Annotated in this window: 12 protein-coding genes; 9 read left to right on the top strand and 3 right to left on the bottom strand. The window is 63.0% G+C overall.

Going from position 1 to position 13,414, the window contains the following annotated elements:
- On the top strand, positions 1-1,525 hold a 1,525-nt coding region (locus HP546_RS16265), incomplete at its 5' end, for a sigma 54-interacting transcriptional regulator (protein WP_172227364.1).
- A gap of 179 nt (positions 1,526-1,704) precedes the next feature.
- On the opposite strand, the gene HP546_RS16260 is transcribed toward HP546_RS16265, so the two are convergent.
- The 3 genes from HP546_RS16260 to HP546_RS16250 all read right to left on the bottom strand — a co-directional run bounded on the left by HP546_RS16260 (position 1,705) and on the right by HP546_RS16250 (position 5,690).
- Complete coding sequence (locus tag HP546_RS16260) at positions 1,705-3,075, bottom strand: MFS family transporter (protein WP_172227362.1); 1,371 nt, start codon at positions 3,073-3,075, stop codon at positions 1,705-1,707.
- 280 nt (positions 3,076-3,355) lie between these two features.
- Entirely contained in the window at positions 3,356-4,279 is a 924-nt protein-coding gene (locus HP546_RS16255; RefSeq protein WP_172227360.1) for a LysR substrate-binding domain-containing protein, read from the bottom strand.
- A gap of 118 nt (positions 4,280-4,397) precedes the next feature.
- Positions 4,398-5,690, bottom strand: coding sequence for a dicarboxylate/amino acid:cation symporter (locus HP546_RS16250; protein WP_172227358.1), 1,293 nt, complete (start codon positions 5,688-5,690; stop codon positions 4,398-4,400).
- Between the two features lie 488 nt (positions 5,691-6,178).
- On the opposite strand from HP546_RS16250, the gene HP546_RS16245 reads away from it, so the two are divergent.
- The 8 genes from HP546_RS16245 to HP546_RS16210 all read left to right on the top strand — a co-directional run bounded on the left by HP546_RS16245 (position 6,179) and on the right by HP546_RS16210 (position 13,179).
- Positions 6,179-6,709, top strand: coding sequence for a thiamine pyrophosphate-binding protein (locus HP546_RS16245; RefSeq protein WP_110744360.1), 531 nt, complete (start codon positions 6,179-6,181; stop codon positions 6,707-6,709).
- The gene (locus tag HP546_RS16240; protein WP_172227356.1) at positions 6,697-7,293 is read left to right on the top strand and encodes a thiamine pyrophosphate-dependent enzyme; all 597 of its coding nucleotides are present in this window, start codon (positions 6,697-6,699) and stop codon (positions 7,291-7,293) included. The genes HP546_RS16245 and HP546_RS16240 overlap by 13 nt, the downstream gene beginning before the upstream one ends.
- 71 nt (positions 7,294-7,364) lie before the next feature.
- Entirely contained in the window at positions 7,365-8,528 is a 1,164-nt protein-coding gene (locus HP546_RS16235; protein WP_172227354.1) for an acyl-CoA dehydrogenase family protein, read from the top strand.
- Positions 8,529-8,584: 56 nt separating this feature from the next.
- The gene (locus tag HP546_RS16230; protein WP_172227352.1) at positions 8,585-9,781 is read left to right on the top strand and encodes a CaiB/BaiF CoA-transferase family protein; all 1,197 of its coding nucleotides are present in this window, start codon (positions 8,585-8,587) and stop codon (positions 9,779-9,781) included.
- 50 nt (positions 9,782-9,831) lie between these two features.
- Positions 9,832-10,581 carry an electron transfer flavoprotein subunit beta/FixA family protein gene (locus tag HP546_RS16225; protein ID WP_172227350.1) on the top strand — a complete coding sequence of 250 codons (750 nt, stop codon included), beginning with the start codon at positions 9,832-9,834 and terminating at the stop codon, positions 10,579-10,581.
- Positions 10,581-11,510, top strand: coding sequence for an electron transfer flavoprotein subunit alpha/FixB family protein (locus HP546_RS16220; protein WP_172227348.1), 930 nt, complete (start codon positions 10,581-10,583; stop codon positions 11,508-11,510). The genes HP546_RS16225 and HP546_RS16220 overlap by 1 nt, the downstream gene beginning before the upstream one ends.
- Positions 11,511-11,524: 14 nt before the next feature.
- The gene (locus HP546_RS16215) at positions 11,525-12,367 is read left to right on the top strand and encodes a MaoC family dehydratase N-terminal domain-containing protein (protein ID WP_172227346.1); all 843 of its coding nucleotides are present in this window, start codon (positions 11,525-11,527) and stop codon (positions 12,365-12,367) included.
- Complete coding sequence (locus HP546_RS16210; protein WP_172227345.1) at positions 12,364-13,179, top strand: CoA ester lyase; 816 nt, start codon at positions 12,364-12,366, stop codon at positions 13,177-13,179. Before HP546_RS16215 ends, HP546_RS16210 begins: the two co-directional genes overlap by 4 nt.
- The last annotated feature ends 235 nt before the right edge of the window (positions 13,180-13,414 follow it).

Here is a 13,414-nt window from a genome sequence, read left to right as displayed (position 1 = left end):
AGCGCGCCAGGAAGTCGAACAGGCCGCACGGATGGGGTGTCGCAGCATCATCGGCTCATCGACGGTGGTGGAGCTGGCGGAACAGGCCGGCCTGCACGGCGTGCTGTCACTGAGCGAGGACACTGTGCGCAAGGCGCTCGAGGAGGCCGTGGGCATCCTTGATAGCCAACGGATCGAGATCGCCAAGCGCCGGCACTTGAACGCCGTGCTGCAACACATCCCCACCGGCGTGGCGGCGGTCGACAACCAGGGCGTGGTGCAGTCGCTCAATCCGGCCCTGGCTCAGCTGCTGGATTTGCCGCTCAGCGCGGCGCTGGGCCGTCCGCTGCAGCAGCTGTGCCCGGAACTGGACCTGCAGCAGGCGTTTGCAGAGGGCGGCGAAGAAAACCGGGTGATCCGGCTCGGCTCACATGCAGTGGTCAGCAACCTGCTGCCGATCCTCGAGAACGGCCAGCGCACCGGCCTGGTCCTGACCTGCCAGGACACCACCGCCGTGCAGCGGGCGGACCAGCGCATCCGTTCCACCCGCCGGCCCGGCGCCTTTACCGCCCGGTACCGCCTTGAGCAGCTCGACGGCAACAGCCGGGCCAACCGCGAAATGCTGCAGCTGGCCAGGCGTTTTGCCGCCAGCCAGTCAACCATCCTGATCACCGGTGAAAGCGGCACCGGCAAAGAGTTGCTGGCCCAGGGCATCCACAACGAGAGCCCGCGCCGACAAGGCCCCTTCGTCGCCATTAACTGCGCGGCGTTCCCGGAGACGCTGCTGGAAAGCGAACTGTTCGGCTACGAGGAAGGCGCCTTCAGCGGCTCACGCAAGGGCGGCAAGCCTGGCCTGTTCGAAGTGGCGCACCGGGGCACACTGTTTCTCGACGAGATCGGCGACATGCCCGTGCCGCTGCAAACGCGCCTGCTGCGTGTGCTGCAGGAGCGCGAAGTACTGCGCCTGGGCGGCACCGAGCCGATCGCGATCGATGTGCGCATCATCGCCGCTACCCATCAAGACCTGCGAAGCGCGATAGTCGATGGCGACTTCCGTACCGACCTGTATTACCGACTCAATATCCTGCGCCTGCAGACCACCCCTTTGCGCGAGCGCCCCGAGGATATTGCCCTGATCTGCCGGGGCATCAGCCAGCGCCTGCTGGTCCAAGGCCAGCCACCGGGCGCGGCGGACGTGCCAGGCGCCCTGTTGCCTTACCTGACACGCCATGGGTGGCCGGGCAATGTGCGTGAGCTGGAGAACGTAATCGAGCGGGCGATGCTCTCGGCCCGCGAGCTGCTGGGGGAGCATGGCGTAGACGAACAGTACTTGGCGCGGGTGCTGCCCGAGCTGTGCGAAGGGGTTACGCCAACCAGCCGTGCCAGGCCCTCCCGGGAGTCGGACCTGCACAGCATCGGCAAGGCCGCTCAGTTGCGCCATGTGCAGGAAACCCTGGACAACTGCCAGGGCAATCTCGACGAAGCGGCGCGGCAGCTGGGCATCAGCCGGACCACGTTATGGCGAAGGCTCAGGGCAGTGCGGTGAATCTGGTAGTTAGCCACCTGACGGCCGATTACCGACTCAGTATCTGCTCCGGGTCGATGGAAGACGTTCGTCACGAGCGCTCCAGTACGGGCCCGTACTGTCTCCAGACACTGCATCGAGACACTACAGGACCGGGCAGCATAGTGGTAAAGATACCCGGCGGCTGCCCGAGCCAGGATTCAGCCCCTCGCGTTGGAGTACGCAGCGCCGCCGCGCAAGCCGGTGTTCTCCTCCACCGCCCCGGTGCCGTCGAGGTAACCATGTTTGCGCAGGTCGGGCATGAGTACGGCAGCCAGCAGCGTAATGGCGCTCATGGCCGCCACGTAATAGTAGAAGTACGACTCCACCCCCGCGCCGCGCAATGACAGTGCCACGTACTCGGCCGTGCCGCCACACAACGCATTGCCCAGTGCGTAAGGTAAGCCTACTCCCAGCGCGCGAACGGTGGCGGGGTACAGGTCAGCCTTGAGCACGCCGGTCACTGGCGTATAGAACGCTGCAATCAGCAGCCCTAGCATCACCAGCGCAAAGGCCTCGTACGGGTTGCTGACGCTCTTCAGGCCCGTGAGCAATGGCACGATCAACACGCTCGACAGCAGGCCGAAGGCAATCATGCTGTTACGCGAGCCGATACGATCGGCCATCATCCCGAACACCGGCTGCAGACACATGAACACCACCAGCGCGGCGGTCATGATGAAGCTGACCGTCGAGGGATCGAAGCCGGCCGACACCACCAGGTATTTCTGCATATAGGTGGAGAAGGTGTAGAAATGGAGCGAGCAACCGGCCGTAATGGCGATGGTCAGCAACAGAGCCTTCTTGTGCTTCATCAGCGCTTTGATCGAGCCGGCTTCCTTGTGTTTCGCGCCCTGAGCATGGGCGGTCTCAAGCATTGAACGGCGCAGATATACCACCACCAGTGCGCTCACCGCACCGATGAAGAACGGAATACGCCAGCCCCAGGCCTTGAGCTCCTCGATCGGCAGCACGTTCTGCAGCACCACCACCGTGAGCAGCGCGAGCAGCTGGCCGGCGATGATGGTGAAATACTGGAACGAGCCAAAGAAGCAGCGCTTGCCCTTGCGGGAAATCTCGCTGATGTAGGTGGCTCCGGTGCCATATTCAGCACCGACCGAGAGCCCCTGCATCAGGCGGGCTATCAGCAGCAGCACAGGAGCTGCCATGCCTACGGACTCATAAGTGGGCAGCACGGCGATCATCAGCGAGCCGCCACACATCAGGAACACAGAGATGATCATGGAAAACTTGCGACCACGGGTGTCGGCCAGGTAACCGAAGATCCACCCGCCCAAGGGGCGCATGAAGAAGCCCACGGCGAAGATCCCGGCAGTCGCCAGCAACTGCGTGGTCTGGTCGCCCTGGGGGAAGAACAGGGCCGCGAAGTAGATCGAGGTATAGGCGTAGATGAAGAAGTCGTACCACTCCACCAGGTTGCCGGAGCAGGCACCGAGAATGGCGCGGATTCGTTGGCGGTTGGTCAGGTTGTGGATATCAGGCGCAGCGGGATTGTTATTGTTGGCGTGCATGGGGCAACTCCAGATCTAAGGCAAACGCAAGGCAGGAACGACAGCGTCGGTTTACGTTCGATTGGTCGGCTTGGAGTCGAGATGGGAAAAAGCGGGCGGCAAAACGCAAGGCGATGAAACGCGCATCATGAGGGGTACCTACTGGGATCTATTATTTTACAAGTCAGCGAAAGCGCACTGACTTTTATTCCCGAGCAAAGCTACGCCCTCGCTTGAATAGCGGCCAGACCCGCTACCCTCTAGCAGTTATGCCTCAATTGAATAGCTGACTGTGGTTGCGTCACAGCATATGCCCAGCCCAGATACCTTCGGCCACCAGCTCCGAGGCAATATCGACGAAGGTCTGGCCGACATAGCGGGTTGCCGGGCTCACCTGGCGATCGGCCGGCAGCACCAGCACCAGTTTGCGCATGGGCGTGGGGTCGACCAGCGGTGCGGCGCACAGAGTGCCGTCGTTCAAGCGCGAGTAGATCGACGCCAAGGGCAATGCGGTGTAGCCGAAGCCATTGCGCACCAGGTCGATCATTGCGCCGAATGAATCCGCCTCGACGCTGGTGGTGATCTTGAAGCCGCGCTCCAGGGCACATTGGTCCATGATCTTGCGCAGCCCATGACGGGGGCTGGGCAAGACCATCGGTTCACTGGCCAACTGTGCGAATGGTACCGCCGTATCGAGACCCAGCCCAGAATCGGGAGGGCCGACAAGCACCAGGTTTTCCATCATCACCGGTTCGATGCGCAGTGTATGCAGGGGCTGCGGATCGTAGGAGATCGCGAGTTCCAGTTCGCCGCGCTGCAACCAGTCCAGCAGGTAGCCGCTGAAGGCCGATGAAAAGCGGATGGACAGGTCCGGGTGGGTGTCGCTGATGCGCTTGACCAGCGGAACCGTGACGATCTCGGCGATGGTCGGCGTGGTGCCGATGGCGACCATGCCGCGAAACGCCGCGCGGCCGCCGGCCACCGAGGTACGAATGGATTCCAGCTCGTTCATGATGCGGGTGGCCCGCTCCAGCACCTCGAGCCCCGCTGCGGTGATTTCCATCCCACGGCCATGGCGCTCGAACAGATAGACGCCCAGCTCCTTTTCCAACTGCCGGATCTGCCGACTCAATGCCGGTTGCGCCACGTGCAGCCGGTCCGACGCCTTGCTCAAGCTGCCAAGTTCTGCCACGTGGATCAGGGTTTTAAGTTGCGTTACGTCCATCGTTAAGCCACTAGCAGGGAGAGGGGCGCCATTGGAGCGGCGTGTTTGACAGTCTAAAGACAGCCCGGGGCACCAGCTATAGAATTTGAGCATAGCAGTTAGAAGCCGAGCGCCTGGCTCAACCTATTGGCTTATCTGCTTGCGGGAGAGTAGCGCGTGGGGTTGGCTGCTCCACCTCCGGTTCCTGCAACTCCCCTTCCCATTTGGCCACCACCGCAGTGGCGATCGAGTTACCCACGGCATTGGTGGCCGAACGCCCCATGTCGAGGAAGGTGTCTATGCCCAAAATCAGCAGCAGCCCCGCTTCGGGAATATCGAACTGAACCAGTGTTGCGGCAATCACCACCAACGATGCCCGAGGCACCCCTGCCAGCCCTTTGGAGGTCAGCATCAAGGTCAGCAGCATGAGGATCTGTGTGCCGAGGGTCATCTCTACACCGTAGGCCTGTGCGATGAACAGCACGGCAAAGGTGCAGTACATCATCGAGCCATCGAGGTTGAACGAGTAGCCCATTGGCATCACGAAACTGGAAATCTTGCGGCTGACCCCAAAGCGGTCCAGCGCCGCGAGGAGTTTCGGGTAGGCTGATTCCGAGCTGGCAGTGGCGAACGCCAGCAGAAACGCCTCCTTGATGAGTGCCAGCAAGGCGAACACCCGCCGGCCCAGGAACATCGCACCGGCCAGCACCAGCAACATCCACAGCAAGACCAAGCCCAGATAGAAGTCGCGCATGAACACGGCGAACGTGGCGAGGATCGACAAGCCATTGACTGCCACCGTGGCAGCCATCGCCGCCATGACGGCCAAGGGCGCCAGCTTCATGACGTAGCCGGTGATGAGCAGCATGGCCTGCGCCAGCTCATCGGCCAGGCGTACCAGGCCCTTGGCTTTTTCCCCCAGCGCCGCCAGGGCGACTCCGAAGAACAGCGAGAACACCACGATCTGCAGGATCTCGTTGTTGGCCAGTGCCTCGGCGAATGACCTGGGTACCAGGTGGGTGACAAAGGCCTTGAGGGTAAAGGCTGAGGTCTGCAGCGAAGTGGTTTCACTCACGTCCGGCAGTGGCAGTGCCAGGTGCAGCCCTGGTTGCAGGATGTTGGCCATCATCAAGCCTACCGCCAGCGACAGCAGCGAGGCCGTCAAGAACCACATCATGGCCTTGCCGAATACCCGCCCCACTGCACCGGCATCGCCCATGTGGGCGATGCCTACCACCAGGGTGGAAAACACAAGCGGCCCGATCAGCATCTTGATCAGCCTCAGGAACACGTCCGAGATCACCGAGATGTACCCGGCGGTATGGGCGGCAGCGGCTTTGTCCGGGCTGGTAAGAAAAATGACGTAGCCGATCATCACGCCGAGAAACATGGCCAGCAGTATCCAGCCCGCCAACGGTAGTTTGAGTCTCATTGAGCACCTGTATTCAAGCAATAGGATCCGTCACCGCCTGAGCAGTGCATTACGGAACGAAGTAGGACAGTGCAAGGTGCCGGAACCGGCAGGGCGAGGTTGGCGTATCGGCCAATGGCGGCTCGGCAATGAGCCACCCGGCGAGTGTGCGCAGGTAACGAAGCATCATGGACAACCCTCGATCTTATTGTTGTTTTGATTCGACAGCGGCGCGGCCGCAACCGAGTGGACAACCTAACGTCTTTGCCTGCGGCCCATAAGCGCTGCATGTGTCTATCAGCTATGCCCGCTTTCTATAGAGGCAGCCGCTCCTGCGCGAGCCAAGCCTGCCCCCATCCGGCAGCTGGCCACACCAAACGCCGACCCGCCATTCCATGGGCCAACCTATGCCGGCCCGGCATATCTCAAAGAAAAAAACGGTAGTCGTCGTGCACCTCAACTCCCCCCATCATGTGGAAAAACAAAAGCAGCACTGCCGGGAGATACGCATGTCATCGCAAGAAGCTGAACAGAACTGGCAAGAGGACGTGTTCCGTGTCCTCAAGGCCCACGACGTCAAGCACGTCGTGTTCGTCCCGGATGCCGGCCACTCGGCAGCCATCCGCATGTCCTACGCCGACCCCGATATCAAGGCCGTTGTGCTTACCACCGAAGAAGAAGGCATCGGCTACCTGGCCGGCGCCTGGCTGGGCGGCGAACGCGGCGCCCTGCTGATGCAGTCGAGCGGTGTCGGCAACTGCATCAACACCCTCGCCCTGCAGAACTGCGCCGGCTTCCCGCTGTTGATGGTGGTGACCATGCGTGGTGACTGGGCCGAGTTCAACGCCTGGCAGAACCCAATGGGCCAGGCCACCGAAGCGTCCCTGAACCTGATGAAGGTGATGACCTGGCGCGCCGACCAGCCAGAGGACGTCGCGCCCCTGCTGCATGGCGCCGCCACCATGGCCTTCAACGGTGATGCCGCCACTGCCCTGCTGCTCGGCCAGCGTCTGATCGGAGAAAAGAAATGGGTCAAGTGAGTGCCAACCACGTGCTGTGCCGCCGTGAAGTCGTCCGTTCCCTGCTCGCCGATCGCAACGATGTGCTGGTGGTCACCGGCCTGGGCTCGGCCTCGTACGATGTAATGGCCGCTGGCGATCATGCCAACAACTATTACCTTTGGGCCGCCATGGGCAGCGCCATCACTGTCGGTTTGGGCCTGGCCAATGCGCAACCGGACAAGAGCGTGGTGGTGATCACCGGCGACGGCGAACTGCTGATGGGCTTTGGCGCCCTGGCCACCGTTGCCCTGCAGCAGCCGAAGAACCTGACCATCGTGGTGCTGGATAACGGCCACTTCGGCGAGACAGGCATGCAGGTCAGCCACGCCGGGTTCGGCATCCAGCTCGAGCGGGTCGCCGATACCTGCGGTTTTGCCTGGACCCAGGAAATCCGTGAGATGGACGGCGTGCATGCTTTGCGCGAGCGTTTCGCCAACCGCGATGGCGTCAAGCTGGCTACGGTGAAAATCAAGGCCGAGAACCCTCCGCGCGTATTGCCGCCGCGCGATGGCCATTACGTCAAGAACCGCTTCCGCGCTGCCCTGGGCTTCCAGCCAATCTGACCGTGTTACAGGGTCGGCCGGCGGCCGAACCACGATGACGCTGCCGGCCCGGCCCACCTTGGAGAATGATGATGCACGACAACAATAACGAAGAACTCAAGGCCATTCGTGAGGGTGTCCGCGCCCTGTGTGGCGACTTCCCCGCCGAATACTGGCGCAAGATCGACGAGGAAAAGGGCTTCCCTGAAGCCTTCGTCAAGGCCATGACCGACGAGGGTTGGCTGTCGGCGATGATTCCGGAAGAGTTCGGCGGCTCCGGCCTGGGCCTGGCCGAGGCGTCGGTGATTCTCGAGGAGGTCAATGCATGCGGCGGCAACTCCGGCACCATCCATGGCCAGATGTACAACATGTTCACCTTGCTGCGTAACGGCAGCGAAGAGCAGAAGCGCTACTACCTGCCCAAACTGGCCAGCGGCGAGCTACGCCTGCAGTCGATGGCCGTGACCGAGCCGTCCACCGGCACCGACACCACCAAAATCAAGACCACCGCGGTTCGCCAAGGTGACAAGTATGTAATCAATGGCCAGAAGGTGTGGATCTCGCGTGTGCAGCACTCCGACCTGATGATCCTGCTGGCCCGCACCACCCCGCTCGCCGAGGTGATAAAAAAGGTCGATGGCATGTCGATCTTCCTGGTCGACCTGCGCGAGGCCATCGGCAACGGCCTGACCGTGCAGCCGATCGCCAACCTGGTGAACCACGAAACCAACGAGCTGTTCTTCGACAACCTGGAAATTCCCGCTAGCAGCTTGATTGGTGAAGAAGGCAAAGGCTTCCGCTACATCCTCGACGGTCTCAATGCAGAGCGCACCCTGATTGCCGCCGAATGCATCGGCGATGGCCGCTGGTTCGTCGAGAAAGCCAGCCAGTATGCCCGTGACCGCGAGGTGTTCGGCCGGCCGATCGGCAAGAACCAGGGTGTGCAGTTCCCCATCGCCGAGGCCCACATCGAGATCGAAGCCGCCGACCTGATGCGCTGGCGCGCTTGCGCCGAATACGACAGCGGGCGCAACGCCGGGGCGGCCGCCAACATGGCCAAGTACCTGGCGGCCAAGGCCAGCTGGGAAGCGGCCAACGCCTGCCTGCAGACCCACGGCGGCTTCGGCTTTGCCAATGAATACGACGTAGAGCGTAAATTCCGTGAAACCCGCCTGTACCAGGTGGCGCCGATCTCGACCAACCTGATCCTGTCCTACGTGGCCGAACACCTGCTGGAGCTGCCGCGCTCGTTCTGATCCGTACTACCCCCCTGTGCCGCACGGGGGCCTGTCATAACAAGAGAGACAACACCATGAGCCAGCCCATCCGCCCCCTTGACGGCATTACCGTCATCAGCCTTGAACACGCGATCGCGGCGCCCTTCTGCACCCGCCAGCTGGCCGATCTCGGCGCCCGCGTCATAAAGGTGGAGCGCCCCGGCAGTGGCGATTTCGCCCGGGGCTACGACCAGCGGGTCAACGGCCTGGCCTCGCATTTCGTGTGGACCAACCGCTCGAAAGAAAGCCTGGCCCTGGACCTCAAGCAGGAAGTCGCCAGCGACATCCTTGATCAGTTGCTGGAGCAGGCCGATGTGCTGGTGCAAAACCTGGCACCGGGTGCGGCCGCGCGCCTGGGGTTGAACTTCGAGGCGCTGCACGCGCGATTCCCGCGGCTGATCGTCTGCGATATCTCGGGCTACGGCGCGGGCGGCCCCTACGAACAGAAAAAGGCCTATGACCTGCTGATCCAGAGCGAAGGCGGTTTCCTGTCGGTCACCGGCGGGCCTGGCGAAGAAGGGATGGCCAAGGCCGGCAACTCGATCGCTGATATCGCCGCTGGCATGTATGCCTATACCGGTATCCTTTCGGCGGTCCTGTTGCGGGAAAAGACCGGCATCGGCAGCCAGGTGGAAGTGTCCATGCTCGAGGCCTTGGTAGAGTGGATGAACTACCCGCTCTACTACGCCTACGAGGGCGCCGCACCACCGCCACGTGCTGGCGCGGCGCACGCCACCATCTATCCGTATGGCCCCTTCCCGGTGGGCGACGGCAGCACCGTCATGCTGGGGCTGCAGAACGAGCGCGAGTGGCAGCTCTTCTGCGAACAGGTGCTGCAGCAACCGGAACTGGCCAGTGATGAGCGCTTCAGCGCCAATTTCACGCGCGTGACCAATCGCGATGCGCTGCGCGGACTGATCGTCGAGGCATTTGCTGCACTGGACTTCGACACTGTGATAGGGCGCCTCGATGGGGCCAGCATCGCCAATGCCAAGGTCAATGACATGCAGGGCGTCTGGGCCCACCCGCAACTGCAGGCCCGCGACCGCTGGCGGCGCATCGACACTGCCGCCGGCCCGGTGCCCAGCCTGTTGCCGCCGGCCACCAGCAACGCCTATGCGCCGCGCATGGACCCTGTCCCCGCCTTGGGCCAGCACAACGAAAGCATCCTTACCGAGCTCGGCCTGCCCCATGAACGTATTCAGCAACTGCGCACTGCAGGGGTCATCTGACCCCTCTTTTTTCACGCCGTTGCCAACGCTTAAACAGAGTATCCCTGCCTATGAAAGTGCTCGTCGCAATCAAACGAGTGGTCGACTACAACGTCAAGGTTCGCGTCAAAGCGGACAACTCCGGCGTCGACCTTGCTAACGTCAAGATGTCCATGAACCCCTTCTGCGAAATCGCTGTGGAAGAGGCCGTGCGCCTGAAGGAAAAAGGTGTTGTGACCGAGATCGTCGTGGTATCCGTCGGCCCGACTACTGCCCAGGAGCAACTGCGTACTGCCCTGGCCCTGGGTGCCGACCGGGCCATCCTGGTCGAAGCCGCTGACGAACTGAACTCCCTGGCCGTGGCCAAGGCGCTGAAAGCCGTTGTCGACAAGGAGCAGCCGCAGTTGGTGATACTCGGTAAACAGGCCATCGACAGTGACAACAACCAGACCGGCCAGATGCTTGCCGCGCTGACCGGCTACGCCCAGGGCACCTTTGCCTCCAAGGTCGCCGTGGCGGCTGACAAGCTCGAGGTTACCCGTGAGATCGACGGCGGCCTGCAGACGGTGGCCCTGAACATGCCAGCCATCGTCACCACCGACCTGCGTCTGAACGAGCCGCGCTATGCGTCACTGCCGAACATCATGAAGGCCAAGAAGAAGCCGCTGGAAATGGTCACTCCCGACGCGCTGGGCGTATCACTGGCCTCCACCAACAAGACCCTCAAGGTTGAAGCCCCGGCTGCCCGCAGCGCGGGCATCAAGGTCAAATCGGTGGCCGAACTGATCGAGAAGCTGAAAAACGAAGCGAAGGTGATTTGATGAGCATTCTGGTAGTTGCTGAACACGACAATCACACCCTCGCCGCCCCTACGCTGCACACCCTGGCCGCCGCCCGCCAGATCGGCGCCGACATCGCGCTGCTGGTAGCCGGCCAGGACGTGGCCGGTGTGGGGTTCGCCGCCGCGCAGTGCGCTGGGGTGACCAAAGTGCTGCTCGCAGACGATGCTGCCTACGCCCATCAGCTCCCGGAAAACGTGGCGCCGTTGGTGGCCAACCTGGGTCGCGACTTCAGCCATGTGCTGGCCCCGGCCACCAGCAACGGCAAGAACCTCTTGCCGCGGGTGGCCGCGCTGCTGGATGTCGACCAGATCTCAGAGATCATTTCGGTCGAGTCCGCAGACACCTTCAAGCGTCCGATCTACGCCGGCAATGCCATTGCCACGGTGCAATCCAGTGCTCCGGTCAAGGTCATCACCGTACGTTCCACCGGGTTTGAAGCCGCGCCGGCAGAAGGCGGCAGCGCGCCAATCGAGGCGCTGGCGGGGGCTGCAGATGCAGGTCTGTCGGCCTTTGTCGGCGAAGAGCTGGCCAAGTCCGAGCGCCCCGAACTGACCGCCGCCAAGATCGTGGTGTCCGGCGGCCGGGGCCTGGGCAACGGTGACAACTTCAAGCACCTGTACAGCCTGGCCGACAAGCTCGGCGCTGCGGTCGGTGCTTCGCGCGCCGCGGTGGACGCAGGCTTCGTGCCTAACGACATGCAGGTCGGGCAAACCGGCAAGATCGTGGCGCCGCAGCTGTACATCGCCGTGGGTATCTCCGGCGCTATCCAGCACCTGGCCGGCATGAAGGACTCCAAGGTCATTGTCGCTATCAACAAGGACGAAGAGGCACCTATCTTCCAGATAGCTGATTACGGCCTGGTCGGCGATCTGTTCGAGATCGTCCCGGCACTGACTTCGACGCTGTAAAGGACTATAAGAAAATGAGCTCACCCGCACTCCAAACATGGATCGGCCGCAGCGAGACCGTCCATGACCGCATCAGCCATAACCTCGTCAAGCGTATTGCCGCTACCTTGAGCGAGCCGGCTCCCGCCCCTGGCGACGCCTTGCCCGCGCTCTGGCACTGGGCGTTTTTCCAGGAGCCGGTCGAAGCGGCCGGGCTGGGTGGCGACGGCCACCCAGCCCGGGGCGGTTTTCTGCCGCCGGCGGACAACCGCAACCGCATGTGGGCCGGGGGGCGCATGGAGTTCATGCGCCCGCTGCGGGTCGATGCCCAGGTATCCCGCCGCTCGACCATCCTCAATGTCGAGGAAAAGCACGGGCGCACCGGCTCCCTGCTGTTCGTCACCGTGCAGCATGAGTACGTGCAGGATGGGCAGCGGGCCCTGGTCGAAGAACAGGACATCGTCTACCGCGAGCCCTCGCCACCCAAGCTTGGCGGCACCGAGCCGATGCCCCACGGCGATTGGAGTGAAAACGTTCAACCAGATCCTACCCTGCTGTTCCGCTATTCGGCGGTGACCTTCAACGGTCATCGCATCCATTACGACTGGCCATATGTCACCGAAACCGAAGGTTACCCGGGGCTGGTGGTTCACGGTCCGCTGATCGCCACGCTGAACCTTCGCGCCTTCGTGCGGGCCAATCCGCAGTTGAGCGTACGCCGTTTCAGCTATCGGGGTGTGCGCCCGCTGATCTGCCCGGATGCGTTCGAGGTCGGCGGACGGCTGACCGGCGACGGCAAAGCGCAGCTCTGGGCGGGCAATCCGGCAGGCCAGGCGCAGGTAGGCGAAATTGAATTCGTCCAGAGGGCACGCTCATGAATACAGAAATCGTACGCAGCGCGCTGTTTGTACCGGCCACCCGCCCAGAGCGCATTCCCAAGGCCCTGGCCAGCGGCGCCGACCGCGTCATCGTCGATCTCGAGGATGCCGTTGAAGAAGCGCTCAAGGAACAAGCGCGCGACAACCTTGAGCTGTTTCTCCGCGACCAATCCCAAGCCCAGGTGCTGGTGCGCGTCAACGCGCCAGGCCACTGGGCCCATGAGGCCGACCTGGCGCTGTGCCAGCGCCACGCCGGGGTCGTCGGCATCTTGCTGCCAAAGGCCGAAACCGTCGGCCAGATCGAGCGCGTGCATGCCACCGGCAAAGCGGTGTGGCCGATTATCGAAAGTGCCAAGGGCCTGGCTGCCCTGCCCGTCCTGGCGGCTGCAGCAGGCGTCGATCGGCTGTCGTTCGGCAGCCTGGACCTGGGCTTGGACCTCGGGCTGAACACCGGCAGCGCCGCTGCCGAACAGGTGCTGGGCCATGCCCGCTACGCGGTGCTGCTGCACAGCCGGGTCGCCGGGCTGGCCGCGCCGCTGGACGGCGTGTTCCCGGCCATTCAGGACACCGACGGGCTGCAGCGCCAGGTGCGTTTCGCCCGGGACATGGGCTTTGCCGGCGCTCTGTGCATCCATCCTGGCCAGGTCAACGTGATTCACGCCGCGCTCAAGCCCTCGGCAGCCGAGCTGGACTGGGCGCAGCGGGTGGTTGAACACGCTGAAACTGGCGCCGGCGTATTCACCCTCGATGGCCAGATGGTCGACGCCCCCGTGATCCTTCGCGCCCGGGCCATGCTGCTCCAAGCCGGCTGAAGCCTCCGTTATCGCTCCCGGCACCGCACACCACCTCTGTTCTGACGCGCAGCGGTGAGCGGTACCGGGGGCACCGATCCAGAGAGGTGCCACATGTGTCTGCTCACTGGTACACCCCGGCCCCGGCGCCACTGCAAACGCCTGCTCTGCCAGGTGCTGCGAGCACTTTCGAGGTTGCCGGCCTATGCTTGAAGCCGCCCGTGCCTGTCCCTCCTCCCTGACCCAGGCTGCAACC

The organism is Pseudomonas sp. CM25, assembly GCF_013179705.1.
Taxonomy (GTDB): domain Bacteria; phylum Pseudomonadota; class Gammaproteobacteria; order Pseudomonadales; family Pseudomonadaceae; genus Aquipseudomonas.
The sequence above is the reverse complement of the archived record's forward strand: the minus strand, read 5'-3'. Positions and strand labels throughout refer to the sequence as shown.

What these genes read in the sequence shown, in the direction of transcription:
- HP546_RS16250 (WP_172227358.1), bottom strand. Translation starts at nt 5,690, where the DNA reads ATGAGACTCAAACTACCGTTGGCGGGCTGGATACTGCTGGCCATGTTT.
- HP546_RS16225 (WP_172227350.1), top strand. Translation starts at nt 9,832, where the DNA reads ATGAAAGTGCTCGTCGCAATCAAACGAGTGGTCGACTACAACGTCAAG.
- HP546_RS16260 (WP_172227362.1), bottom strand. Translation starts at nt 3,075, where the DNA reads ATGCACGCCAACAATAACAATCCCGCTGCGCCTGATATCCACAACCTG.
- HP546_RS16240 (WP_172227356.1), top strand. Translation starts at nt 6,697, where the DNA reads ATGGGTCAAGTGAGTGCCAACCACGTGCTGTGCCGCCGTGAAGTCGTC.
- HP546_RS16230 (WP_172227352.1), top strand. Translation starts at nt 8,585, where the DNA reads ATGAGCCAGCCCATCCGCCCCCTTGACGGCATTACCGTCATCAGCCTT.
- HP546_RS16210 (WP_172227345.1), top strand. Translation starts at nt 12,364, where the DNA reads ATGAATACAGAAATCGTACGCAGCGCGCTGTTTGTACCGGCCACCCGC.
- HP546_RS16220 (WP_172227348.1), top strand. Translation starts at nt 10,581, where the DNA reads ATGAGCATTCTGGTAGTTGCTGAACACGACAATCACACCCTCGCCGCC.
- HP546_RS16235 (WP_172227354.1), top strand. Translation starts at nt 7,365, where the DNA reads ATGCACGACAACAATAACGAAGAACTCAAGGCCATTCGTGAGGGTGTC.
- HP546_RS16245 (WP_110744360.1), top strand. Translation starts at nt 6,179, where the DNA reads ATGTCATCGCAAGAAGCTGAACAGAACTGGCAAGAGGACGTGTTCCGT.
- HP546_RS16255 (WP_172227360.1), bottom strand. Translation starts at nt 4,279, where the DNA reads ATGGACGTAACGCAACTTAAAACCCTGATCCACGTGGCAGAACTTGGC.
- HP546_RS16215 (WP_172227346.1), top strand. Translation starts at nt 11,525, where the DNA reads ATGAGCTCACCCGCACTCCAAACATGGATCGGCCGCAGCGAGACCGTC.